Source organism: Sphingomonas sediminicola, assembly GCF_049991885.1.
Lineage (GTDB): Bacteria > Pseudomonadota > Alphaproteobacteria > Sphingomonadales > Sphingomonadaceae > Sphingomicrobium > Sphingomicrobium sediminicola.
In genome coordinates this window covers 636,784-658,334 of sequence record NZ_CP178916.1, presented here as the reverse complement: position 1 = coordinate 658,334, position 21,551 = coordinate 636,784, and the positions used below count along the sequence as shown (strand labels likewise).

26 protein-coding genes are annotated in these 21,551 nt (G+C 62.7%); 8 read left to right on the top strand and 18 right to left on the bottom strand.

The window, feature by feature from the left end; genetic code table 11:
* Positions 1–2: 2 nt before the first annotated feature.
* Positions 3–701 (bottom strand): glutathione S-transferase N-terminal domain-containing protein, encoded by a 699-nt coding sequence (locus ACMC5O_RS03510; protein WP_187707691.1) that lies wholly within the window; start codon positions 699–701, stop codon positions 3–5.
* A gap of 155 nt (positions 702–856) precedes the next feature.
* On the opposite strand from ACMC5O_RS03510, the gene ychF reads away from it, so the two are divergent.
* On the top strand, positions 857–1,957 hold the full coding sequence (ychF, locus tag ACMC5O_RS03505; protein WP_187707692.1) for a redox-regulated ATPase YchF: 1,101 nt from the start codon (positions 857–859) through the stop codon (positions 1,955–1,957).
* On the opposite strand, the gene ACMC5O_RS03500 is transcribed toward ychF, so the two are convergent.
* The 5 genes from ACMC5O_RS03500 to ACMC5O_RS03480 all read right to left on the bottom strand — a co-directional run bounded on the left by ACMC5O_RS03500 (position 1,947) and on the right by ACMC5O_RS03480 (position 7,108).
* Positions 1,947–2,141, bottom strand: a complete 195-nt coding sequence (locus ACMC5O_RS03500; protein ID WP_187707693.1) for a hypothetical protein — start codon at positions 2,139–2,141, stop codon at positions 1,947–1,949. The two genes, ychF and ACMC5O_RS03500, sit on opposite strands and share 11 nt — an antisense overlap.
* Positions 2,138–2,755 (bottom strand): phosphatase PAP2 family protein, encoded by a 618-nt coding sequence (locus ACMC5O_RS03495; RefSeq protein ID WP_426693267.1) that lies wholly within the window; start codon positions 2,753–2,755, stop codon positions 2,138–2,140. Before ACMC5O_RS03495 ends, ACMC5O_RS03500 begins: the two co-directional genes overlap by 4 nt.
* A gap of 42 nt (positions 2,756–2,797) precedes the next feature.
* The gene (locus ACMC5O_RS03490) at positions 2,798–3,061 is read right to left on the bottom strand and encodes a hypothetical protein (protein WP_426693266.1); all 264 of its coding nucleotides are present in this window, start codon (positions 3,059–3,061) and stop codon (positions 2,798–2,800) included.
* Positions 3,062–3,091: 30 nt separating this feature from the next.
* Entirely contained in the window at positions 3,092–5,407 is a 2,316-nt protein-coding gene (locus ACMC5O_RS03485) for a TonB-dependent receptor (RefSeq protein WP_426693265.1), read from the bottom strand.
* A gap of 111 nt (positions 5,408–5,518) precedes the next feature.
* Positions 5,519–7,108 carry a tetratricopeptide repeat-containing sulfotransferase family protein gene (locus tag ACMC5O_RS03480; RefSeq protein WP_426693264.1) on the bottom strand — a complete coding sequence of 530 codons (1,590 nt, stop codon included), beginning with the start codon at positions 7,106–7,108 and terminating at the stop codon, positions 5,519–5,521.
* Positions 7,109–7,170: 62 nt separating this feature from the next.
* Here ACMC5O_RS03480 and ACMC5O_RS03475 point away from each other — a divergent pair, with 62 nt between their 5' ends.
* Positions 7,171–7,623 (top strand): MaoC family dehydratase, encoded by a 453-nt coding sequence (locus ACMC5O_RS03475; RefSeq protein WP_187707695.1) that lies wholly within the window; start codon positions 7,171–7,173, stop codon positions 7,621–7,623.
* 41 nt (positions 7,624–7,664) lie between these two features.
* Here the strand turns inward: ACMC5O_RS03475 and ACMC5O_RS03470 are convergent, their stop codons facing one another.
* The 4 genes from ACMC5O_RS03470 to petA all read right to left on the bottom strand — a co-directional run bounded on the left by ACMC5O_RS03470 (position 7,665) and on the right by petA (position 11,271).
* Positions 7,665–8,291 carry a hypothetical protein gene (locus ACMC5O_RS03470; protein WP_187707696.1) on the bottom strand — a complete coding sequence of 209 codons (627 nt, stop codon included), beginning with the start codon at positions 8,289–8,291 and terminating at the stop codon, positions 7,665–7,667.
* A 141-nt stretch (positions 8,292–8,432) separates the two neighbouring features.
* A complete protein-coding gene (locus tag ACMC5O_RS03465; protein WP_426693263.1) occupies positions 8,433–9,356 on the bottom strand; it encodes a cytochrome c1 in 924 nt (307 codons plus the stop codon).
* A 14-nt stretch (positions 9,357–9,370) separates the two neighbouring features.
* On the bottom strand, positions 9,371–10,681 hold the full coding sequence (locus tag ACMC5O_RS03460; RefSeq protein ID WP_187707697.1) for a cytochrome b: 1,311 nt from the start codon (positions 10,679–10,681) through the stop codon (positions 9,371–9,373).
* Between the two features lie 17 nt (positions 10,682–10,698).
* On the bottom strand, positions 10,699–11,271 hold the full coding sequence (gene petA / locus ACMC5O_RS03455) for a ubiquinol-cytochrome c reductase iron-sulfur subunit (RefSeq protein ID WP_187707698.1): 573 nt from the start codon (positions 11,269–11,271) through the stop codon (positions 10,699–10,701).
* 176 nt (positions 11,272–11,447) lie between these two features.
* On the opposite strand from petA, the gene hemF reads away from it, so the two are divergent.
* Together hemF and ACMC5O_RS03445 are read left to right on the top strand one after the other, a co-directional pair.
* A complete protein-coding gene (gene hemF / locus ACMC5O_RS03450; RefSeq protein ID WP_187707699.1) occupies positions 11,448–12,311 on the top strand; it encodes an oxygen-dependent coproporphyrinogen oxidase in 864 nt (287 codons plus the stop codon).
* Complete coding sequence (locus ACMC5O_RS03445) at positions 12,308–12,889, top strand: GNAT family N-acetyltransferase (RefSeq protein WP_426693262.1); 582 nt, start codon at positions 12,308–12,310, stop codon at positions 12,887–12,889. The genes hemF and ACMC5O_RS03445 overlap by 4 nt, the downstream gene beginning before the upstream one ends.
* Here the strand turns inward: ACMC5O_RS03445 and ACMC5O_RS03440 are convergent.
* On the bottom strand, positions 12,886–13,707 hold the full coding sequence (locus tag ACMC5O_RS03440) for a glycerophosphoryl diester phosphodiesterase membrane domain-containing protein (protein ID WP_426693261.1): 822 nt from the start codon (positions 13,705–13,707) through the stop codon (positions 12,886–12,888). The two genes, ACMC5O_RS03445 and ACMC5O_RS03440, sit on opposite strands and share 4 nt — an antisense overlap.
* A 40-nt stretch (positions 13,708–13,747) precedes the next feature.
* On the opposite strand from ACMC5O_RS03440, the gene lipB reads away from it, so the two are divergent.
* The 3 genes from lipB (at position 13,748) to ACMC5O_RS03425 (ending at position 15,230) form a co-directional block, all read left to right on the top strand.
* Positions 13,748–14,467 (top strand): lipoyl(octanoyl) transferase LipB, encoded by a 720-nt coding sequence (lipB, locus tag ACMC5O_RS03435; RefSeq protein WP_187709917.1) that lies wholly within the window; start codon positions 13,748–13,750, stop codon positions 14,465–14,467.
* Positions 14,468–14,554: 87 nt separating this feature from the next.
* Complete coding sequence (locus tag ACMC5O_RS03430) at positions 14,555–14,812, top strand: hypothetical protein (protein ID WP_187707702.1); 258 nt, start codon at positions 14,555–14,557, stop codon at positions 14,810–14,812.
* A 97-nt stretch (positions 14,813–14,909) separates the two neighbouring features.
* A complete protein-coding gene (locus ACMC5O_RS03425) occupies positions 14,910–15,230 on the top strand; it encodes a membrane lipoprotein lipid attachment site-containing protein (RefSeq protein WP_187707703.1) in 321 nt (106 codons plus the stop codon).
* A 1-nt stretch (position 15,231) separates the two neighbouring features.
* Here ACMC5O_RS03425 and queE read toward each other — a convergent pair whose 3' ends face one another.
* The 6 genes from queE to ACMC5O_RS03395 all read right to left on the bottom strand — a co-directional run bounded on the left by queE (position 15,232) and on the right by ACMC5O_RS03395 (position 19,925).
* Positions 15,232–15,864, bottom strand: coding sequence for a 7-carboxy-7-deazaguanine synthase (queE, locus tag ACMC5O_RS03420; protein WP_426693260.1), 633 nt, complete (start codon positions 15,862–15,864; stop codon positions 15,232–15,234).
* Positions 15,864–16,571, bottom strand: a complete 708-nt coding sequence (gene queC / locus ACMC5O_RS03415; protein WP_426693259.1) for a 7-cyano-7-deazaguanine synthase QueC — start codon at positions 16,569–16,571, stop codon at positions 15,864–15,866. Before queC ends, queE begins: the two co-directional genes overlap by 1 nt.
* Before the next feature lie 167 nt (positions 16,572–16,738).
* Entirely contained in the window at positions 16,739–17,098 is a 360-nt protein-coding gene (locus ACMC5O_RS03410) for a hypothetical protein (protein WP_187707705.1), read from the bottom strand.
* Between the two features lie 81 nt (positions 17,099–17,179).
* Positions 17,180–18,082, bottom strand: a complete 903-nt coding sequence (locus tag ACMC5O_RS03405) for an Hsp33 family molecular chaperone HslO (RefSeq protein ID WP_426693258.1) — start codon at positions 18,080–18,082, stop codon at positions 17,180–17,182.
* Between the two features lie 39 nt (positions 18,083–18,121).
* A complete protein-coding gene (locus ACMC5O_RS03400; RefSeq protein ID WP_187707706.1) occupies positions 18,122–19,312 on the bottom strand; it encodes an aspartate aminotransferase family protein in 1,191 nt (396 codons plus the stop codon).
* Positions 19,313–19,445: 133 nt separating this feature from the next.
* Positions 19,446–19,925 carry a hypothetical protein gene (locus tag ACMC5O_RS03395; protein ID WP_187707707.1) on the bottom strand — a complete coding sequence of 160 codons (480 nt, stop codon included), beginning with the start codon at positions 19,923–19,925 and terminating at the stop codon, positions 19,446–19,448.
* Positions 19,926–20,132: 207 nt separating this feature from the next.
* Between ACMC5O_RS03395 and ACMC5O_RS03390 the strand changes: the two genes are divergently transcribed.
* Positions 20,133–20,654, top strand: a complete 522-nt coding sequence (locus ACMC5O_RS03390; protein ID WP_426693257.1) for a carbohydrate binding domain-containing protein — start codon at positions 20,133–20,135, stop codon at positions 20,652–20,654.
* 3 nt (positions 20,655–20,657) lie between these two features.
* Here ACMC5O_RS03390 and ACMC5O_RS03385 read toward each other — a convergent pair whose 3' ends face one another.
* A complete protein-coding gene (locus ACMC5O_RS03385) occupies positions 20,658–21,542 on the bottom strand; it encodes an ABC transporter permease (RefSeq protein ID WP_187707709.1) in 885 nt (294 codons plus the stop codon).
* Positions 21,543–21,551 lie beyond the last annotated feature (9 nt).

Below are 21,551 nucleotides of genomic sequence, written 5' to 3'. Positions count from 1 at the left end.
CGTCAGTCCTTTGACGGGATCTTCAGGCCGCGCTGGACGGCAGGACGGTCGAGACCGCGCTCGAGCCACGCCTGAACGTTCTTCATCGGCGCGTAGTCCACCAGTTCGGCTGCATCATAGAAGGTGATCAGATTGCGGACCCATCCGAGCAGCGAGATGTCGGCGATGGTATAATCGTCCATCACCCATTCCCGGCCCGCGAGCCGGTTGTCGAGAACGTTCAGCAGCCGCTTTGACTCGTCGGCGTACCTCTGAAGCGGGCGTTTGTCCTCCCAGTGCCGTCCGGCGAACTTGTGAAAGAAACCGACCTGGCCAAAGAACGGACCGATGTGGCCGACCTGCCAGAACACCCACTGAAGCGTCTCGTAGCGGCGGGCTCCCTCCGGCAGAAGCATACCCGTCTTGTCGGCGAGGTAGGTCAATATCGCTCCGGATTCGAACAGCGCGAGCGGCTTCCTGTCGGGCCCGTTCGGATCGATAATCGCCGGGATCTTCCCGTTCGGGTTCAGCGACAGGAATTCCGGGGTCCAGCTCTCATTGTCGCCGATCACGACCAGGTGAGGCTCGTACGGAAGCCCCGTTTCTTCCAGCATTATCGAAGCCTTCACGCCGTTGGGCGAGTTGATGGAATAAAGCTGGAGGATGTCGGGATTCTCGGCCGGCCAGCGGCGCGAAATCGGGAATGCGGAGAGGTCGGCCATGAAGTTCAGCTAGGGAGCCGCTAGCGCTGTTGCAAACCGCTGTTGAGGAATTCCTCCGCCTTGCCTAAATGCCCGCCAAACCCCGTCATTCGAAACGCAGTGACGCGATCCAGCGGTGGATTGCCGCGCCACGATGACAAGATCTCGGAGTACTCATGGGCTTTCGCTGCGGCATCGTCGGCCTGCCGAATGTCGGCAAATCCACGCTCTTCAATGCGCTGACCGAGACTGCGGCCGCGCAGGCGGCCAACTATCCATTCTGCACGATCGAGCCGAACGTCGGCCGCGTCGCTGTTCCGGATGAGCGGCTGGACCGCGTCCGCGACATTGCCAAGTCGGCCCAGGAAATCGAGACCCAAATCGAGTTCGTCGACATCGCCGGACTCGTCCGCGGCGCATCGCAGGGCGAAGGCCTCGGCAACCAGTTCCTCGCAAACATCCGCGAGGTTGACGCGATCATTCACGTCCTGCGCTGCTTCGAGGGCGGCGACGTGACCCACGTCGAGGGACGCGTCGATCCCATCGCCGATGCCGAAACGGTCGAGACGGAACTGATGCTCGCGGACCTCGACAGCCTCGAGCGCCGCGTGCCGAACCTCGTCAAGAAGGCGCAGCAGGGCGACAAGGAAGCGAAGATCGAGGCTTCCGTGCTCGGCCAGGCGCTCGATCTTTTGCGGGAATCCAAGCCCGCCCGCCTGACAAAGCCGAAGGACGCCGAAGAAGAAAGGGCCCTCGCCCGCGCTCAGCTTCTGACTGCGAAGCCCATTCTATACGTCTGCAATGTCGACGAAGGCGAAGCAGCAGCCGGCAACGCCCTATCCGAACGCGTGTTCGAGAAAGCAGCCGCGGAGGGCGCAAGGGCGGCCGTCATCTCCGCCGCGATCGAGGCAGAGATCGCTACTCTTCCAGCCGAGGAGCGCGACGCCTTCCTGTCGGACCTCGGCCTGCACGAAACCGGTCTCAACCGCATGATCCAGGCAGGTTACGAGCTTCTCGGCCTGATTACCTTCTTCACCGCCGGCCCGAAGGAGTCGCGCGCTTGGACGGTGCGCCGTGGCGCCAAGGCTCCGGAAGCGGCAGGCGTCATCCACTCGGACTTCGAGCGCGGCTTCATTCGCGCCGAGACCATCGCCTACGACGATTTCATCAAGTTCGGCGGAGAGACGGGCGCGAAGGAAGCGGGCAGAATGCGCGCGGAAGGCAAGGAGTATGTCGTGCAGGATGGCGACATCCTGCTCTTCCGCTTCAACGTCTAGCTTCGCGGAACAGCATCGCCGCAAGCAATCCGGTGAACACCAAGGCGATCCAGCGGAGCGACTGCGAGATGTGCGTGCCTGCGACCGAGACATCGAAGCCGACGACAAGTCGGTAGAGGTGCGCCAGCGCGATCAGCAGGAAGATCGCCGCAGCGAACATCGTAAAGGGGCGTCGAGCAGTCATGCCGTCCTCCCTGGGTTGAACCTCAGGCTTATAGCGTAAAGAAGCAGCGCCCACACCAGCCCGTAGGACCAGCCCCCAATCACGTCGCTCGGCCAGTGTACGCCAAGAACGACCCGACTAAGCCCCACGAGGAGGGCAGCCAGGACGGCAATACCGAGCCATATCTGCCGCCGCTCCTGCGGGGCCAGAAAGAGCGCGAGTGCGACGTAGGTCATCATCGCATTGGCGGAATGACCGCTAGGAAAGCTCAGGCTGTGAACGACGACCAAGTGCGGATCTTCCGCCGGGCGCATCCGGTTGAATTCATACTTCTGAACTTCCGTAATTGCCTTCCCCAGCAATGGACCGACGACCAGGATGACCGCCGGCCAATGCTGCTTCCGAACGACCAGGACGAATCCCCCGATCACCGTGAGCAACGCCACAATGCGGCCGTCGCCCAACATGGTGATGAGCCGCGCAGAATCGGCCAGCGCCGGACGATGTCCGCCATAGACTTCGTTGAGAACGTCGCGGTCCATATTACCGGTGCCGAACAACAGCATGCTCAGCCAGACCAGCACGAGGCCGCCGACCAGTCCCAGGACCGGCTTGTTTAATCGGATTTCAGTCACGTCAGGCGCCCAACGCTGTCAGGCGCCTTCCTGCTCCCCGCCTTAGAACTTCGTGCCGACCCTGATACCGAGAGTACGCGGCCGGCCCGGGACGATGTGGACGTTCGTACAGATGCTGCACGACACAGAACGCGACAATTGGTTGCGCTTGTCGAACACGTTCGTGGCGAACAACTCGACGCTGTACTTGCTCCAATCAAAGCCCGCGAACAGGTCGACCAATGTGTACGAAGGCAACGTCCCGGTCACGAGATTGTCGTCAATCCTGAGAGCCGAACGAGCCGAGCCCTGGTGGACAATCGCCACCTGTCCATGTGCCCTGCCCGGTCCGACGTTTCAGGTGTAGCGCGCGGTTCCAGTCACCTTGAACTTCGGAGTGACCGGAAGACGCGATCCCTTCGGTGCCGTGATTTCGTCGTCCGGCACGCCGTCACAGTTCGGCGCTGTGTCGGCGGCTATTGCGCAAATGTTCTGCTTGGTCTTGGCGTCGGTATATGCCGCCGCCGCGTTCAGCGTGAGCCCGCCGTGCACGTAATTGATGTCGGTCTCAATACCGTTGATCCTGGCATCGCGGCCGTTCTGAACGACGGTCAGGCTGTTCTCACCAAGGAAACTGAACTGAAACTTCTTCCACTCCTGGTGATAGATGGCGCCGTTCCAACGCAGTGGTCCGAGTGTAGTCTTCCAGCCCAGCTCGTAGTTGATCAGGAAGTCCGGATCGTAAGGCGCGAGGCCCGGCTGCCGGTTGATGCCGCCAGGCCGGAAGCCCTTCGACCAGGTTGCATAGAACAACAGGCCCTCGCGCGGCTTCCAATTGCCGTTGAATCGATAGGTCCAACCTGAATCCTTGCTCTGCTTCGGCTTCAGTTTCCCGTTTGCGAACGTCGCGACGTTGATGCACGGAGTGCCCGAGAGAACGCCGTCGAGGATGAGCGTCGTGTCGGTACCGTTGATCTGCGATTCCCGAAGCGTGTCGCCGCTGGTTGTGTAGCATTGAGCCACGCCGGTCTTGGTGCTGTACACCGCATTCGGCACGATCGACGGGTCTATAGGATCGCCGTTAGCGTCCTGAATAAACAGCGGGTCGCGTCCAAACCCGGCAAAACCGAACACGGTGTTGTCGAACTTGTACCAGCGGCCACCGCCGGTGAGCGTGATTTGCGGCGTTACGTCGAAGCTGGCTTCGCCGAAGATCGCATAGTCGCGATCGATACGCTTCTGCTTGGTCAGCCAGATCAGGCCGGGACGTCCATTGACCGACAGGCTATCAGCCAAATTATCGACGTGATATTCTTGGAGGATGTCGTTCGATTGGCGCTGGTAGAATGCGCCTGCGATCACCCGGAACGGCTTGTCCGCCGGCGACGAAACGCGCAGCTCCTGGCTCATCTTTTTGAAGTTGTTGCCGCCCGTGATGTACTGGCGCGGATCGATCGGATCGCCGTTATTATCGAAATAATACTGATAGTTCGCGATGCCGCCGTAGCTTTCGTAATAGGCATCATAGGCGTCCGCGTAATCAGTGTAATCATTGGTCCCGTGGTTCGGGCGATGCATGTAAGCACCGGCGTAGGTGATGTCGAAATTACCGACCTTGCCTTCGACGGTCAGCGCATATTGGGTGAACTTGTCCCGGCCCGGCTCTTTGCGGAACCGCTGGGTTTCCAGATCGCCTAGCCGCTCGTCGTAATACCAGACCCCGCGCGTCTTCGAATTCTGGTGCATGATCGTCGGGGTGACGGTCCAATTCTCGTTGAGGTCGATCTTCAGCGCAGCGCGCCCGCCATAGGTGGTGTTGGTGTTGAAGTTCTTCTTTACGAAGGCCGCGTTGTCAGCGTGGAAGCCGTTTCGAACGCAGCCGATGGTGTCGCCTGTGTCGGGGTCGGTGACTACGTCGCCGCAATAATCGCGGGTCCCGCGAACGTTATCGATGTATCCTGCGTCACGCTGCCAGAAAGCGACACCGCGAAATGCGATGTTGTCCGACACGGGGAGGTTGATCATCCCTTCGAGGCTTCCGCCCACGCCGCCGTTCGCGACCGTATTGAGCTCTGCATCAACCCTGCCATCGGTCACCCCGAGTTCGGGCTTGTTGGTGATGATGCGGATCGTGCCGGCTTCGCTCGATGCACCGTACAGGGTGCCCTGCGGGCCGGCGAGGCTCTCGATGCGGGCGATGTCGTAGATGTGGACGTCGAGCGTACCGCCGATGGTGGTGACCGGCTGCTCGTCGAGATAGGAGCCAACTGAAGGCAGCGAGCCAGTGTGGTTGCCATCTCCGCCCGTCGCGACGCCGCGCATGTAAACGACCGTGTAGCCCGGCGCCGCCGTTTGGAAGCTGACCGACGGCAGCTGCTTCGTGTAGTCCTCGAAGTTCGAGATGTTCAGCTGGTCGAGGCGGCGAGTGCCGATCGCCTGCACGCTAATCGGGACGTCCTGGAGATTCTCCTCGCGCTTCTGCGCGGTGACGATGATCTCGTCGGAGTCCGATGGCTGAGAGGCCGGAGTCGCAGCAGGCGCCGTCGGCGCGGGTGCCGCTTCAGGCGCTGTAGGTTGGGTTGTGTCGGTGGTAGTTTGTGCAAAGGCTGGCGTAGCGATCGCCGTCGTTGCGAGAAGTCCAAACGTAAAAGCGCGCAGTGTGCGAGCGGTCATGATTGCCCCCAATCGACCAATGTGTCCGCATAGCGGCAGAGCCACGACGGCTTGTCAACGGCCAAACGTTGCGTAGCCGACACATACTCGGCGAACTGTGACCTCGCCGCTTCAGAATGTGACCGGGGCGTCCGGATAAGCATTGAGAACCGGCCCCAATGCCTCCTTCAGCGGCCCGAGGTGCGGTTCGTATGAAATCCACTCCTCGGTCGCGTCGCGGTAGATTGGCCGGCGGACCTGCTCGGAGCTCGGAGTCCTCACCGCCCGGTCGGTTTCGTAGAACGACAGGCACGCCGGCTCGAACTCGAGTCCGCAATAATCGAGCAGCGCCCGAATCTCACGCTCGGTATCGTCGACCATCCGCTCGTAGATCACCCGGTGGACACGTCCCGGAAGGACATTGTCGACATGGGCCATCAGCCGGACATAGTCGGAGTAATAGCGGCCGAGATCTTCGAGGTCGTAGGTGAAGTCCTGCCCCCGCGCGAAATGCTGGCGGTAATTCGAGAAGCAGCAGCCGAGCGGATGCCGCCGCGCATCGATGATCTTCGCATTGGGAAGCACGAGCTGGATGAACGGCACGAACGTCCAGTTGTTCGGCAGCTTGTCGACAAAGAACGGCCGATCAGTCCGGCGCTGCACAGCGCTTCGCTTCAGATACTCTTCTCCGGCTTCCTTCCGCTCTTCGACACTGAGCCCGACCGCGGATGTCGGATAATTCCCTCTCCCGCGAGCGATCGCCGGCATGTCCGGCAGTTCGGACGTTCCCTCGACGAGGCTGTGCGAGGACAGGATCTGCTCGACCAGGGTCGATCCGGCGCGAGGCATGCCAACGATGAAGATCGGGTCTGGGGCCGGGCTTCCGCCAGGGCTCTTCAGGACTTCGGCAGTGAAAAGCTCGATGCTTCGATCGACGAGCTGGCTCAAATGGCCGGCGTTGAACGGGTGGTATTTGCGCCGAAGCCTATTCCCCGCTTCGAGATGTGCGAAGGCGGTATCGCTCCGGCCAAGGTCGTGGTGCGCCTTGGCCAGCGCGAACTCGACATGGAACCGGTCGTCGTCCCTGAGGTCTGAGCGCCCGAGCGCTTGCTCCATCGCCGCAATGTCCCCCTCGGAGAAACGGACGGTCTTGAGATTGGCCAGGCTCCACCAGACTTCTCCAAGGGCCGGGTTTAGCTCGATCGCCCGGCGATAGGCCGCTATCGCCTCGTCCAGGCGCCCGACAGTTTTGAGCATGTGGCCATAGCTCATCAGCACTCGAGGCTGGTTCGGCGCGCGGTCCAGCACTTGCCGATAGAGTTCCAAAGCCTGCTCGAAATCACCGAGCCGACCGAGCGTGGCCGCCTTGAGGTTCAGGTGTCCGACGCGGTCGGGTTCCGCCTCGAATATTTCGTCGAGCAGCCCGAGCGCTTCCGACGGTCGCCCGAGCCGCCCCAGGACCATCGCGAGGTTCGCTCGCGCGGCGGTAAAATTCGGGTCGATCTCCAGTGCGCGCCGCAACAGTGTTTCGGAATCCTTGAGCCGTCCGATGCGCGCCGCCAGTTCGGCGAGCATGCGGATCGCGCGAACGTCGAACGGATCGTCCTGCAGGTGCGGCTTCAGCAAGCGCTCGGCTACGTCGAGGCGATTCTCGTTGAGCGCGGCCGCGGCCTCGATGAGCCGCGGATGCCAATGCCCTGCCCTTGTTGCCTCGGTCCCCACGCCTGTTTCGTAGCCTGCCCTTTGGCCTCGCGCCAAGCGGTACTGCCAGCTATGCGCTGCCGATGCGTTATTTCGAGGATCTGGAAATCGGGGCCGAGACCTACTTCGGCTCGTATGCAGTCACTCGCGAGGAAGTCCTGGAGTTCGCGCGGAAATACGATCCGCAGCCTTTCCACCTTTCCGACGAGGCAGCGGCCAGGACGCACTTCGGGCGCCTCGCGGCAAGCGGTTGGCACACTTGTGCGATGACAATGGCGGTGATCGCCCGCCACGTCGTCGAGGAAGAGCAGGCCGGCCTCGGCTCGCCGGGCGTCGACGAGCTCCGGTGGCTGAAGCCCGTCTATCCGGGCGACACGCTTCACGTCCGCGGAAAGATCATTGAAACACGGCCTTCGCAGTCGAAGCCGCATCTAGGGTCGTTCCGAACGGAGACGACGGTCACCAACCAGGACGACGTCCCGGTTATGCGATTCGCGTCGATCGTGCTGATCCTGCGCCGGCCAGACCAAGCCTGAAGTAAACGCCGGAGCGGCACGCAGCCGCCTCGGCGATTGTCTTAGTCGTTGTCGACCTTGTGGTTGCGGCCGCCGCGATTGTTGCGTCGCTGCTGCTGAAGCTCGGTCTGGACGGTCTGCCGCTGTTGCTGGCGCTCGATCCGCATCTGCTGGCGTTCGCTGCGAACCTGCTGCTGCTCGATCTGCACCTGGCGGCGCACGTCGGGCCGATCGCGGAACGTCTGATTGTTGACCTGACGAACGGTCTGGTTGGTCGTCGGCGTCCGATTCTGGAAATCTGCCCAGTTCTCGATCACCGGAGCAACGCCGCCCGTCGAGCTAGCAGTGCCGCGACGACGCTCCCAATAGCGGCGCTGGGCGTCTGACCACCGTGTGCGGTTACGGTACTGATCGTACACGTAATAGCCGGTGCCCGGATAATAGTAGCCGTCGTACCAGCCGTAGTACGGCGAGCCGTAGCCATAGCCGTAGGGCGACCCGTAGCCCGCATAACCGTACGGGTAGCCGCCACCGTAGTAGCCGTTCCCGTAATAGGGGTCGCCGTAACCGTAGCCGTCGCCGTAACCGACGCCAACGCCGAGCCCGCCGTACGGGCCATAGGCGCAGCCGCTGAGGCCAACACCCGCAGCAATCGCCAATGCGGCAGTCTTAAGATTGAATACGCTCATGATACATCTCCAAGCAAAGGAGTTACCAGCGCATTCTGCTTTATGAGGTGAATGGCGACTGAACTAAGTCGCTGAAACACGGTGGGAAATCACAGGCCGCCAAATGCAGCAAAAGGGGCCGCGCGGACGCGGCCCCAATGCTTAGCCCGTGACGCCGGCCTTACGCTTGGCGCTCCGTGCCTTAGCCTGGTTCTTCGGATCGAGCGGGCCCGTCGCGCGGACGACCGCCTTTTCGCCATACCAGATATTCCGGTACGCGAGGTAACCGAAGACAGTCGCGAACAGCAGAAACACTACGACAGCAAGACCCGTCGCGTGGCGCTTCTCGAGCTTTGGCTCGGCCGTCCACACGAGGAACGCCGCGACGTCCTTCGCCATCTGGTCGACCGTCGGCTTCGGATTGCCCGGAGCATAGGTGACCTGCCCGTCGCTCGTAAGCGGCTGCGGCATGGCGAGGTTCAGGTTCGCGAAGTACGGGTTGTAGTGCAGGCCCTGCGGCGTCTTCGAGGCCGGGAACTTCTGGATGAGCTCCGCCGGCTGCTGGCGATAGCCGGTCAGCAGCGAGTAGACGTACGCAGCGCCACCCTCACGAGCCTTGGTGATCAGCGAAAGATCGGGCGGAAGGGCGTTGTTATTCGCCGCGCGAGCCGCAGTCTCGTTCGCATAGGGGCTCGGGAAGCGGTCGGACGGCAGCGCCTTGCGCGTCGACGCTTCACCCGTCTCCGGATTCACCGTCGGAACTTCGGTCTGCCACTGGTTGGCGATCGCCTTCACCTCGGCCTCGTTGTAGCCGAGCGCTTCCAGGTCGTGGAACGCGACCAGGTTCAGGCTGTGACAAGCCGAGCAGACTTCCTTGTAGATCTGGAAGCCGCGCTGGACCTGCTTGCGGTCGAACTTGCCGAACGGCCCGTCGCTCGCGAGCTGCAGGTGCTTCGGATGCAGGTGGAACTCCTCCTCAGCCGTCGCCGGGGGCGGGCTGGTGAGGTACGTCGACACGTTGCTGAAGAACGAGATCAGCAAGACCACCGAGAATACGGCGCCGACCAGGCCCAGGATGTAACGCATTCGCTTCTGTCCCCCTACTCGGCGATCGCCGTGGCGCCGCGCCGAGGCATAATGCCCGCGGGCGCTGCTTCCCTCTTCTCACCGTGCAGCGCCGACGAGCTGATCGAGTCCGGCAGCGGAAGCGTCCGCTCGAACGCCGACACCAGCGGCAGGATGATGAGGAAGTGCGCGAAATAATAAGCTGCGGCCAACTGGCTGATCGCCACATACAGCGGTGTGGCAGGAGCGCCGCCGCAGAAGCCAAGGATCAGGACGTCCAGCACCAGCAGCAGGAAAAAGCGCTTGAACACCGGACGGTACGATCCCGAGCGAACCGGCGACTTGTCGAGCCATGGCAGGAAGAACAGGATCAGGATCGAGCTGAACATCGCCAGCACGCCCCACAGCTTCGCCGGCAGGATGAAGTCGACGGTGAAAGCGCGAAGGATCGCGTAGAACGGCCAGAAGTACCATTCGGGAACGATGTGCGCAGGCGTCGCCAGCGGATTCGCAGGAATGTAATTGTCCGGGTGCCCGAGATAGTTCGGCGCGAAATAGACGAACAGAGCAAACACCGTCAGGAATGCCGCGGCCGCCCAGCCGTCCTTCGCCGTGTAGAACGGGTGAAACGGAAGCGTGTCCTTTTCTTCCTTCACGTCGACGCCGGTCGGGTTGCTCGATCCGGGGATGTGAAGCGCCCAGATGTGCAGGATCACGACCGCCGCGATCACGAACGGCAGCAGGTAGTGAAGCGAGAAGAAGCGGGTCAGCGCTGCTTGGTCAGGAGCATAGCCGCCCAGCAGCCAGACGCGGACGGGCTCGCCGACCAGCGGGAATGCCGAGAAGAAGCCGGTGATGACCTGCGCACCCCAGTAGCTCATCTGGCCCCAGGGAAGGACGTAGCCCATGAACGCCGTCGCCATCATCAGCAGGTAGATGACGAGGCCGAGCATCCACACCAGCTCACGCGGCGCCTTGTACGATCCGTAGTAGAGCCCGCGGAAGATGTGGATGTAGGTGACGATGAAGAAGAAGCTCGCGCCGTTCATGTGGATGTAGCGGAGCGCCCAGCCGGCGTTCACGTCGCGCATGATGTGCTCGACGGAATTGAAGGCTCCGTCCGCGCTTGCGTAATACCACATGGCCAGGACGATGCCGGTGACGATCTGGATCGTCAGGAACAGGCCGGCGAGGACGCCGAAGTTCCACCAGTAGTTGAGGTTGCGCGGAACCGGATAGCCGCCCCCTATCGCGCCGTAGACGAGGCGCGGAAGCGGAAGACGTTCGTCCAGCCAGCGCATCAGCGGCGCCTTCGGTTCGTACTGTTTTGCCCAGGCAAAGCTCATTTTACGGCTCTTTCCCCTCAGCCGATGCGAACGGTCGTGTCGGATACGAATTCATAGTTGGGAACCATCAGGTTCTTCGGCGCGGGCCCCTGACGGATACGTGCGGCCGTGTCGTAGGCCGAACCGTGGCACGGGCAGAAATAACCGCCGAACGGTCCGCGATTCTCGCCCTCACCGGTGCCAAGCGGCACGCAGCCAAGGTGCGTGCAGACGCCGAGCGTGATCAGCCAGTTGGTCTTGCCGGGCTTGGTCCGCTCGGCGAGCGACTGCGGATCGCGAAGCTCGGACAGCGGAACCGCATTGGCGGCCTGGATCTCGGCCGGAGTCAGGTTGCGGATGAACACCGGCTGCTTGCGCCAAACGGTCTTGATGGCCTGTCCCGGAGCGATCTTCGAGATGTCGACCTCGGTCGACGCCAGTGCGAGCACGTCGGCCGGCGGATTCATCTGAGTAATCAGCGGGAGCGCGACCGCCACGACGCCCATCCCGGCGAAGCTCACGGCTGCGACGTTCAGGAAATCCCTGCGGCGTGCGCCGCCTTCCGTTTCAGCCGGGTCCGAACCCTGAGCGGATTGTTCCAGCGTGGCCATGCTTCCCCTTGTAACGCCCAAGATTGACGCGATGTGCTGCACGTGCCCGACAGGCACATAACGAATTCGCCCGAGAGAGGACCTCAAGGGCGAGTGGCGGGCCTGATAGCGAGGCGTTTCGGGGCTGCCAAGGGGCACAATTGGCATTCGCGCGCACGACGCTATGTGAGCGGTCCATGCTCGAACTCGACGAACAGCAGCAGGCGGCGCGCGACTGGTTCGAATCGCTGCGCAATCGCATCTGCGCCGCCTTCGAGGAGATCGAGCGCGAGCACGGCAGCGAGGCTTCCTTCCAGTTCACTCCGTGGGAGCGCACCGACCCCGGCGAAGGTCCGGGTGGCGGCGGAGTCCGCGGCCAGATGAACGGAAAGATCTTCGAGAAGGTCGGCGTAAACGTTTCGACCGTTGGCGGCAGCTTCTCGCCCGAATTCGCCGCGAGCATCCACGGAGCATCGGAGGATCCGCGATTCTTCGCGACCGGAATCAGTCTCGTCGCGCACATGGCCAATCCGCACGTCCCCGCAGTCCACATGAACACGCGGTTCCTGACGACGACCAAACGCTGGTTCGGCGGAGGCGCCGACCTCAACCCCGCCATCCCTTACGTGGAAGACACGGAAGCCTTTCACGCCAGGCTCCGCGCCGCCTGCGCGGCTCACGATCCCACCTTCTATCCGCGCTTTTCCAAGTGGGCGGAGGACTATTTCTTCATTCCACATCGGGGCGTCCCGCGCGGCGTCGGCGGCATTTTCTACGACCATCTCGAATGTTTCGAGCCTGGCGAGGGGCCGACGTTCGACGCCAATTTCGCCTTCACCCGGGATGTCGGCGAAGCGTTCCTGGACGCCTTCCCGAAGATCGTCCGAAAGCGCGTGGACACGCCGTTCACCGAGGAAGACATGCGGCGCCTCCTCGAATTCCGCGGCCGCTACGTCGAATTCAACCTGCTCTACGATCGCGGCACCTTGTTCGGGCTGAAGACCGGCGGGAACATCGACGCCATCCTGATGAGCCTGCCGCCGCTGGCGGCCTGGAAATGAGCTACGAGAAGGTCGCTGACGGCGAGCTCGCCGCCGTCGTCACTTTCCTCGAGATGCGCGAATCACCTCGCGCTGATGTCCCCCCTTCCCCGCTCTCCCTCCGCCGAAGCGAATATCCCCGGCCTGACGATTACCGGGAGCTGTTCCGCAAGGTCGGGGCCCGCTGGCTGTGGTTCTCACGCCTGGTCATGGACGACGCAGCGCTGGCGGCCATCATCCAGCACTCTGCGGTGGAGCTCTTCACGGTCGTCGACGAAAGCGGCAGCGAGGTCGGCATGCTCGAACTGGATTACCGCGAGCCCGGAGAGTGCGAGCTGTCTTTCGTCGGACTGGTCCCCGAACTGTCAGGGCAAGGCCACGGCCGCTGGCTGCTGGCCGAGGCGATCAGCCGGGCGTGGCGGGAAGGTGTGTCCCGCGTCCACGTCCACACCTGCACGCTCGATCACCCCGCAGCGCTCAGCGCCTACCGGCGGGCCGGATTCGTGCCGTACCGCCGCTCTGTCGAGCGCTTCCCGGACCCTCGCCTGCTCGGCTTCCTGCCGCGGGACTGCGCGCCGCAGATCCCCCTGATCGGCTAGCGCAGCGCTTCCTCGATATTCTCGCTCTGCCCGGCCGCCTGGGCATAGACCCGGGCGAGCATCACCGAGGCGAGGATTGAAAAGGCCCCCTGCGCCGCCCCCGCGAAGGAAGCGAGGATCAGTGCCCCGATCGACATCGGCTCGATCGAGGGGCTGAACATGCGGGCAAGCAAACCGCCGACCACTCCGGCCGCCATCATCAGGATCAGGGTCGCGACGATCAGCAGCAGGATGAAACCTAGAAGGCGCCAGTAGTTTCCGGAGGTGAGGCGCCAGCTCCGCTTGATGATCGCCAGCGGACCGATGTTCTCGGCGCTCGCAACCGGCGAGACCAGGGTGAAGCGCACCGAAATAATAAGCGCCGCAAGCCCGATGATCCCGAACATCAGCGCGGCCGGACCACTGGGCGGGCCGCTCAAATGTTCGAGGTCGACTCCCAGCCCCAGAGACAGGATGATGATCAGCGGTACCGCTAGGATAGCCAAGCCGACGATCAGAAGAACGACCGCTCCCAAAGCCGACGGAAAGCGCCGCGCGCCGTGTCCGATGGCCGCCCCGACCGTCGTCGAAGGCCCGAGGGCAAGGCGGATGAGGGCAAGCTGACCAATCAGTGAAATGAGCGCGACGGCCAACCGTAGCAGTTGCATCGAAGCCGGCGCATCGGCGCCCACTGTCGCTTGCGGGGGCGAGACGATTCCGACGACGACCTCTGGGAGGACGATCAGTGCAAGGGCGACCGAAACGAGAAGTCCGCCGTCACGCCGAAAGATTTCTCGCGTCTCGTCCCAAGCCCGCGAGATCGAAAGGCTGCTTGCCACCACGTACCCCTATTCCTGTTGCCGCCTGGTTATGCGGGGCATGCGCTCCGCTTGCAACGCGCTTGCGGTGAAGGCGGCCAGAGGCCATCTGCCGCCCGTGGAGACGATCGACCAAGTAGAATGGCGCGTCAGTGAGGGCATCATTCCCTATGAGGAGGCTCGCGGGTTCATGGAGCAGCGCGCCGCGGCAATCCGCGCCGGGGAAGCCGCCGAATGCGTCTGGCTGCTCGAACATCCGCCTCTGTTCACCGCCGGCACGAGCGCCGACCCCGCCGAGCTATTCAATCCGTCGGGCTTCCCCGTCTACGATGCAGGTCGCGGCGGCCGCTACACCTATCACGGACCCGGCCAACGCGTCGGCTATGTCATGCTCGACCTCGAAAAGCGTGGTCGCGACGTCCGCCGCCTTGTCCATTCCCTCGAAGGCTGGATTATTGCTTCCCTCGCCGATCTCGGCGTCTCAGCCCATCGCGCGGAGGGCCGGATCGGCATCTGGGTCGGCGAAGGCGGCGAAGAGGCGAAAATCGCCGCGCTGGGCATCCGCATCAAGCGCTGGGTGACCCTCCACGGCTTCTCGATCAACGTGTCGCCGGACCTCTCGCACTTTGGCGGGATCGTCCCCTGCGGCATCAGCGAGTTCGGCGTGACGAGCCTTCAGGCGCTCGGCAAAGAAATGCCGATGACGCGCGTTGATGACAGTCTGAGACGTGCTTTTCCGCTGTTTATCAAAGACTTGTCACAGTCGTGCAAAGTAGCTTGATGGCGGCGGACGCTTCAGACTATTGTGCGCGCGATTTGTGAGGTGGGCGCCGCTCACTTTCAGATCGGATAATCTAGGGAGTTTTGAATGCGTGCTCTTATCCTGGTCGCCGGTGCGGCCCTGGCGGTTTCGGCTTGCAGCAGCAACGAAGCCGCAGACAACACGATGAACGTTGACAACCTCGCTGTCGACAACCTGGTCGTTAACGACACGGGTATGGACGCGAATATGGACATGAACGCGACTGCCGATGCGAATGCAGCAGCCGACGCAGCCAATACCGCTGCCGACGCCGCGAACACCGCAGCCGACGCCGCGAACAGCGCCGCGAACAACGCGATGTAATTCGACGGCTCTCCGTTTGGAGTGCCGACGACTTAAGAGGCTGCCGGTTCGTCCGGCAGCCTCTTTTTTTGGCTGTCGCGAGCGGTATGGAGAATACATGAGACGTTTGTTTCTTATCGCCGGCGCTGCGGTCGCGCTGAGCGCCTGCGGCGGCAAAGGCGAGGTCGCCGAGAACGGGAGCCTGGCTGAGAACCTCTCGTTCGATTCGAAGCCCGCAAATGATGCCAGCGCGCTTGAAGCGGTGGAAGCAGAGGGCTCCAGACTTGCGGCCGCCGAAGGGGCCAACGAGGTCGAAGCTGACAATTCCGCCGAATTGAACGCGGTCAAGAACGCCCCCGCGAAGGCGGACAAGGGCGACTCAAATTCCGCTGCGAATGCGGACCAGGCCGACACGAACGCCGCCGGAAATTCGGACTAGGCTAAGGCAGGCCGATCAGTTTGTGCGACTGCAATGAAAGGCGCCATTTGGGGCGATCCATCACCAGTCGGATCGCCGCATCGAGCGCCTGTTCGCGCGCCTCGCAATCCATCGGTTGAATGAGGAAGTTGGCGAAGTTCCAGCTTTCGAATTCCGCCGGATCCACGCCCTCCTGGGGCCAGACCAGCTTCAACTCATCGCCGCTGCGCTGAACGACATCGGTCCCGGCCTTCGGGCTGATGCACAGCCAGTCGATGCCCTCGACGGCGGGCAGCGTTCCATTGCTTTCGACGGCAATTCGGAAGCCGCGATCGTGCAGGGCGTCGATGAGGGCCGGGTCGAGCTGGAGCATCGGTTCGCCGCCGGTGATCACCACCAGCCGCGCCCCTTCCTCCGCACCCCATGTGGCCAGCGCCCGCTCCGCCAGCGAATCGGCGTCGGCGAACTTGCCGCCCCCCTCACCGTCCGTGCCGACGAAATCCGTGTCGCAGAAATGGCATGGGGCCGTCGCGCGATCCTGCTCGCGACCCGACCACAGATTGCACCCGGCGAACCGCAGAAAGACTGCCCGACTGCCCGATTGGACCCCCTCGCCCTGGAGGGTGAGGAAGCATTCCTTGACTGCGTACGCCATCAGGCTTCGTCCGTGACCGCCGCGTAACGCGTTGGGTCGGTGATCCCGGCCTCGGCAAAGCCTTTCGCCCGCAACCGACACGCGTCGCAAAGTCCGCAATGGCTGCCATCCGGCAAGGGATCGTAGCAGCTATGGCTTAGCGCGGCGTCGAGCCCGAGCCTTTGTGCTTCGCGCGCAATGTCGGCCTTGGTCATATGCTGTAGCGGGGCGTGAATCGTGAACTCGCGTCCTTCGGTACCCGCCTTGGTCGCAAGCCGCGCGAGCGCCTCGAATCCCTCGATGAACTCCGGCCGGCAGTCGGGATAGCCGGAATAGTCGAGCGCATTGACGCCGATGAACAGGTCGCGTGAGCCTTCGGCCTCGCCCCAGCCCAGCGCGAGGCTCAGGAAGATGAGATTGCGGGCCGGCACGTAGGTCACGGGTATCCCGGGCTGCACGCCGTCCTTGGGAACGGATTCGTCGCTGGTCAGGGCCGAGCCGCCAAAGGCGCGCAAATCCAGCGGAAGAACGATGTGCCGATCGGCCAGCGCGGAGGCGATTCGCCTCGCCGCCTCGAGCTCGACGCGATGGCGCTGGTTGTAGTCGACCGTCAGCGCGAGGACCGAATAGCCCTGCTCCCGCGCCAGCGCGGCGCAAACCATGGAATCGAGCCCCCCCGAAAGGAGCACGACCGCTTTTCGTCCATGGCCTATCTGCGTTGCCGCCATGGCCGCGCATCTAGGCGGTGATCGGCGACAAAAGAAGGGCCGCCCACCGGTGGTGAGCGGCCCAGTTCCGGGACAAAGCCCGTTTGGGAGGAAAGCGTGCCGAATCCGGCACAACCCTTTCCTACCTCATGCTGGTTAAACCCTTGCTTAATGAACCGGGAATTTTCTCAGCAATTCCCAACTCTTCGTGCCTGGAGCACGTAGTGGAACGGCGCGTTGCCGGAAATTCCCTGGGTTTCGATCCGCAATGCGCGCGGAGTGATCAGGTCGACGGTCGATTGTCCAAAAGCGCCACCCGCGCACGTGTAATGGATCTCGGCGCGGCGCTGTTGATCGCGGACGATGTCGCGCGCGCAATTCGCACGCAGATGCTCGAACTGGGCCAGGACGACGGGGTCGGGAACGCAGACGCTGCGACGGAATTCGTTACCACGGCTGACTTCCCATAAGCCGCCGGTCGTCTGGCTGAAGATCGTCGGACGAACGGCAGCCGCCAGGCCGAGGAGCGCCAATGCTGCCCCCGCCACTCGGACTGTCGTTCTCAAAGGTCGCTTCATCGTGCACCATTTAGCACGAAACCATTAACAAGAGGGAGACGGTTCAATGGCTCAGGACACATCTTCCAACGTGATCGGGAAGCTCTGCGAGCAAAACGCGCAGTCCACCGTGATGAACCCGTCCGGCCCGACCATCGCTTCGCGCTCCTCTTCCGGGAAGCGCGCGATCACTGAACGCACATAGTCCGGATCGCACCGGCAGCCCTTTCGCAGGTGCACGGGCGTGTAGGTGCGGACCTCGGCCTCCTCGTGGAACAGCCGCCAGATGAGGTCGTCGAGAGGAAGATCGGGATCGACCAGTTCCCCCTCCTTCACCGAACCGGCGAGAATCGCGACGTGCGGCCAGTCCGGATGGTCGAGCTGCGTGTGGATTCGCTCGCGCCCCTCCTCGCCTTCCGGCAGGTGCTGGAAGAGGATTCCACCGGCAATCCACTTCCCATCGTGCTTCTCGGCGTTGAGCCTCACCAGGCTCGGAATCTGCTCCGACTGGGCGAAGTAGCTCTGCGCCGCGTGAGCCAGGCTGTCGCCCTCGAGCGGCACGATACCCTGGTAACGCTCGTTGCTGAGCGGCTGGTCGAACGTGATTGCGAGATAGCCCTTCCCGAACAGGGCAAATAGCGACGGATTCGGGCCCGCGTCGGCAAGCCGCTCCGGGTCGTGTCGGACGTACCCGCGAAGCTCTCCACCGAGATAATCGCAGACCAGAAGGTCGATTGCGCCATTCTCCGTTTGCGCCTGGAGCGTCATCTGTCCCTGCGGATCCTTCAACAGGGTACCGAGCAGCGCGGTCAGCGTCAGCGCCTCGGCAAGCAGTCGCTCGACGACCGGCGGATAATTGTGGTTGGCCAGAATCTCATCGAGCACAGGCCCGATGCGCGCAGCGCGGCCACGGGCGTCACGCGCCGGGATCGTGACGCCGATCGCGACGTCAAGGGACAGTTTTTCTGCGGGCATGACGCCTAGATAGGAGCCGGTTGGCCGCCTTCCAACTGCTCAGGCAGCCGCGGCAGGAACCTCATATTGCGCTGCGGCCGCGGACAGGCCTTCGACGAATTCCTTGATATGGCCCTCGTCGATGACCAGCGGCGGAAGGACGCGCATGACATTGTCGCCGGCGGCGACCGTCAGCAGGCCCTGGCCGCGAAGCCAATTCACGAAGGCGCGGCTGTCCGTCTTCATCTTGATCCCGAGCATCAGGCCCTTGCCGCGGACGCTCTCGAAGATGTGATCGTGGTTGGGGATCATCTGCTCGAGCGCGGAGCGCAGGCGCTCGCCCATCTGGCGGACGTTCGCGAGGAATTCCTCGTTGGCGACCACGTCGAACACGGCCTGCCCCGCCGCCATCGCCAGCGGGTTACCGCCGTAGGTCGATCCGTGCGTACCGATGACCATGCCGCTGGCGGCCTTCTCGGTTGCGAGGCAGGCGCCGAGCGGGAAGCCGCCGCCAATGCCCTTGGCCGACGCCATGATGTCCGGCTCCACGCCATACTGCTCGTAGGCATAGAGCGTGCCGGTACGGGCGACGCCGCACTGCACCTCGTCGAACACCAGCATCAGGTCCTTCTCGTCGCAAACGGCGCGAAGGCCGGCAATGAACTCGTGGCTGGCCGGACGGATGCCCCCCTCGCCCTGGACCGGCTCAAGCAGGAAGCCCGCCGTATTCTCGTCGACCGCGGCCAGCGCTGCGTCGAGATTGTCGAACTCGACGACCTTAAAGCCCGGAAGCAGCGGCGCGAAACCGTCGCGAAGCTTCTCCTGATTGGTCGCGCTGATCGTCGCCATCGTCCGCCCATGGAAGGCGTTCGAGAAGGTGATCAGGTCGTGCTTGTGCGGATTGCCCTTGGCATGATGGTAGCGGCGCGCCGTCTTAATCGCGCACTCGACGGCTTCCGCGCCGGAGTTGGTGAAGAAGACAGTGTCGGCGAAGGTCAGGTCGACCAGCCGCTGCGCGAACGCCTCGCCTTGCGGGCTGCCGTACAGGTTCGACACGTGCATCAGCGTCGCGGCCTGCTTCTGGATCGCCTCGGTCAGGTGCGGATGACCGTGGCCGAGAAGGTTCACCGCGATGCCCGAGGCGAAGTCGAGATATTTCTCGCCATTCTCGCCGTAGAGATAGACGCCTTCGCCTCGAACCGGCCTCACCTCGCAACGAGGATAAACGGGCATGAGCGGAGTGATGGCCATCTCGGGCGGGTCCTTCTGTGGTCTGTGGGATACGGCTGATTACCGGCTCGGCGCTATAGCCAGACGGCCGACAAAGGAAAAGGCGCGCCGGGGACTGCCGGGCGCGCCTCTCGTTTGGACCTAGCGAAGACGCTTAGTCGTGGCGGTAACCACCGTCGTCTTCCCACCGGTCATTCCGACCGTCACGGTCGCGATCCGACCAGTTGTCACGCCGGTCATTCCGACCCCAACGATTGCCATCGCGAGCTTCGTACGCAACTCGCTGCTCAAGGCGGTTGATTCGATAGTTGATCGAATTCGCCTCGTTCGGGTTCAGGCCGTTGCGGGCCATGTATCGAAGCTGGCGCTCGATATCGCGCGACTCATTGCGAAGGCGATAGGCTTCGCGTTCGCTCAGGATATTGCGCTGGTCGAGACGGCTGATCTGCCGCTGAACCTGGTCGATATGCGCCTGCAGGCTGCGGACATGCCCGTAATTGTTGTAGCCATAGGCATTACCGTACGGCGCCTGCTGACCCGGATAGTATTGGCCCGGGTAGTTCTGAGCCGAAGCCGGCGCGGCGAATGCGAGAGCCGAGGCGGCTGCAGCAACCGTGAAAAGAACTTTACGCATTGTGGCTCTCCTACTGAGCGTTGAATGCGCATCTTCTGGGCCATTGCTGTTGCCCGCACCCTGAACGCGTCAGTTATCAGCCGTTCAATTTCGTAAACGAGGCCTAGGCGGTATTGTAAGGTCGAACTCCCTGCGTGGAGAACGGTCCTGGTCTCTCTCAGCCGCTCAATTCTCTCGCTTTCCATTATCAGCATGGCGGCGGGCAATGTGTCCGCAGCATCTACCGAGCTGATGGTCGCGGACTTCGATTCGGGCCACAAACCGAACAATCTCGGCGGTGAATTCGGCTGCTGGATCAAGGATCCTGGCGATCCCATGCAGGGCTGCATCGAATCATTCGATCGCGGCGCCAACGGGAACGCATTGCGGATCATCTACAGCGTGGATTCGGACAAGCCCGCCTTCGGTGGCTTGTGGATGCGGCTGCAGAATCTCGATGCGGCGAAGTTCGATACGCTGGCACTTCGAGTCAAAGGCGATGCCGGCATGGGTTACACCAAAGTCTTCAAGGTCGAACTCAAGGACGCCATGGACGTGGGCAGTCACTATTACGTGCGCGGCATCACCGATCAGTGGCAGGACATCACCATCCCCCTGAAAGATTTCGAAGGGATGGCAAACCCCAGGAAGCTCAAGGAACTTGTCCTCGTCATCGAGGATACGACCGCAACCGCGAAACGTGGCGTGATCTACCTCGATGACGTGCGGTTCACGAAGACCGGCTCGTAGGGCCTACTGCTTGATTTTCCAGCCGCGCTTCAGGAGCGAATAGCAGAGAGCCCAAAGCGCAACGTTCACCGCGAGAAGTGCTGTCGCTCCAATCACGATCGGCGAATCGCTGATCCCAAGAAACCCGTACCGGAATCCCGAGATCACGTAGAAGAACGGGTTGGCGTGGCTGATCGCCCGGAACGAGGGCGCGAGTTGCTCGACCGAATAGAAAGTGCCGGACAGCAACGACAATGGGGTCACCACGAAATTCGTCACCGCTGCCGCATGATCGAACTTGTCGGCCCACAGCGATGTGAGGAGGCCGAGGAAGCTGAGCAGCAGCGCGCCCATCAGGCCAAACCAGAAGGCCCACAGCGGATGCTCGACGCCAACGTGAACGCCGGGCCACAAAAGCATCGCCAGCCAGACCGCGCAGCCGACCAGGAAAGCCCTCGTCACCGCCGCTCCCACGAGTCCCGCAATCAGCTCGCCGGTCGATAGCGGCGGCATCAGATAGTCGACGATGTTCCCCTGCATCTTGCCGACCAGCAGCGAGAAGCTAGCATTGGCGAAGGCGTTCTGGATCATCGCCATGACGATCAGGCCCGGAGCGATGAAATCGGCGAAGTTGACTCCCATCACGGTACGTCCGCCGCGGCCCAATGCCACCGTGAAAATCGCCAGGTAAAGAAGCGTCGTGATGGCCGGCGCCCAGACCGTCTGCATCTGGACCTTGAAGAACCGGCGCACCTCCTTGATATAAAGGGTCTTGAGCCCGCCCCAGTTGACGCCGTGCAATATCGGCTCTCCTGGTGGCGTTTGAACCCAGATTGGAGATTGCTCGCTCGGAGTGGTCACGCGGGTGCGCCTATCGGTTGGCGCTTGTCGCGGCAAGCCGAGCGGCATTGGAGAAGC

Coding starts and splice junctions, on each gene's coding strand:
- ACMC5O_RS03465 (WP_426693263.1), bottom strand. CDS start 9,356: ATGCGTTACATCCTGGGCCTGGTCGGCGCCGTATTCTCGGTGGTCTTG.
- ACMC5O_RS03405 (WP_426693258.1), bottom strand. CDS start 18,082: ATGCCCGCAGAAAAACTGTCCCTTGACGTCGCGATCGGCGTCACGATC.
- ACMC5O_RS03385 (WP_187707709.1), bottom strand. CDS start 21,542: ATGCCGCTCGGCTTGCCGCGACAAGCGCCAACCGATAGGCGCACCCGC.
- ACMC5O_RS03500 (WP_187707693.1), bottom strand. CDS start 2,141: ATGACTGCTCGACGCCCCTTTACGATGTTCGCTGCGGCGATCTTCCTG.
- ACMC5O_RS03470 (WP_187707696.1), bottom strand. CDS start 8,291: ATGAGCGTATTCAATCTTAAGACTGCCGCATTGGCGATTGCTGCGGGT.
- queC (WP_426693259.1), bottom strand. CDS start 16,571: ATGGCGGCAACGCAGATAGGCCATGGACGAAAAGCGGTCGTGCTCCTT.
- ACMC5O_RS03425 (WP_187707703.1), top strand. CDS start 14,910: ATGAGACGTTTGTTTCTTATCGCCGGCGCTGCGGTCGCGCTGAGCGCC.
- ACMC5O_RS03430 (WP_187707702.1), top strand. CDS start 14,555: ATGCGTGCTCTTATCCTGGTCGCCGGTGCGGCCCTGGCGGTTTCGGCT.
- ACMC5O_RS03395 (WP_187707707.1), bottom strand. CDS start 19,925: ATGCGTAAAGTTCTTTTCACGGTTGCTGCAGCCGCCTCGGCTCTCGCA.
- ACMC5O_RS03510 (WP_187707691.1), bottom strand. CDS start 701: ATGGCCGACCTCTCCGCATTCCCGATTTCGCGCCGCTGGCCGGCCGAG.
- petA (WP_187707698.1), bottom strand. CDS start 11,271: ATGGCCACGCTGGAACAATCCGCTCAGGGTTCGGACCCGGCTGAAACG.
- lipB (WP_187709917.1), top strand. CDS start 13,748: ATGCGCTCCGCTTGCAACGCGCTTGCGGTGAAGGCGGCCAGAGGCCAT.
- ACMC5O_RS03400 (WP_187707706.1), bottom strand. CDS start 19,312: ATGGCCATCACTCCGCTCATGCCCGTTTATCCTCGTTGCGAGGTGAGG.
- ACMC5O_RS03460 (WP_187707697.1), bottom strand. CDS start 10,681: ATGAGCTTTGCCTGGGCAAAACAGTACGAACCGAAGGCGCCGCTGATG.
- ychF (WP_187707692.1), top strand. CDS start 857: ATGGGCTTTCGCTGCGGCATCGTCGGCCTGCCGAATGTCGGCAAATCC.
- ACMC5O_RS03485 (WP_426693265.1), bottom strand. CDS start 5,407: ATGACCGCTCGCACACTGCGCGCTTTTACGTTTGGACTTCTCGCAACG.
- hemF (WP_187707699.1), top strand. CDS start 11,448: ATGCTCGAACTCGACGAACAGCAGCAGGCGGCGCGCGACTGGTTCGAA.
- ACMC5O_RS03445 (WP_426693262.1), top strand. CDS start 12,308: ATGAGCTACGAGAAGGTCGCTGACGGCGAGCTCGCCGCCGTCGTCACT.
- queE (WP_426693260.1), bottom strand. CDS start 15,864: ATGGCGTACGCAGTCAAGGAATGCTTCCTCACCCTCCAGGGCGAGGGG.
- ACMC5O_RS03475 (WP_187707695.1), top strand. CDS start 7,171: ATGCGTTATTTCGAGGATCTGGAAATCGGGGCCGAGACCTACTTCGGC.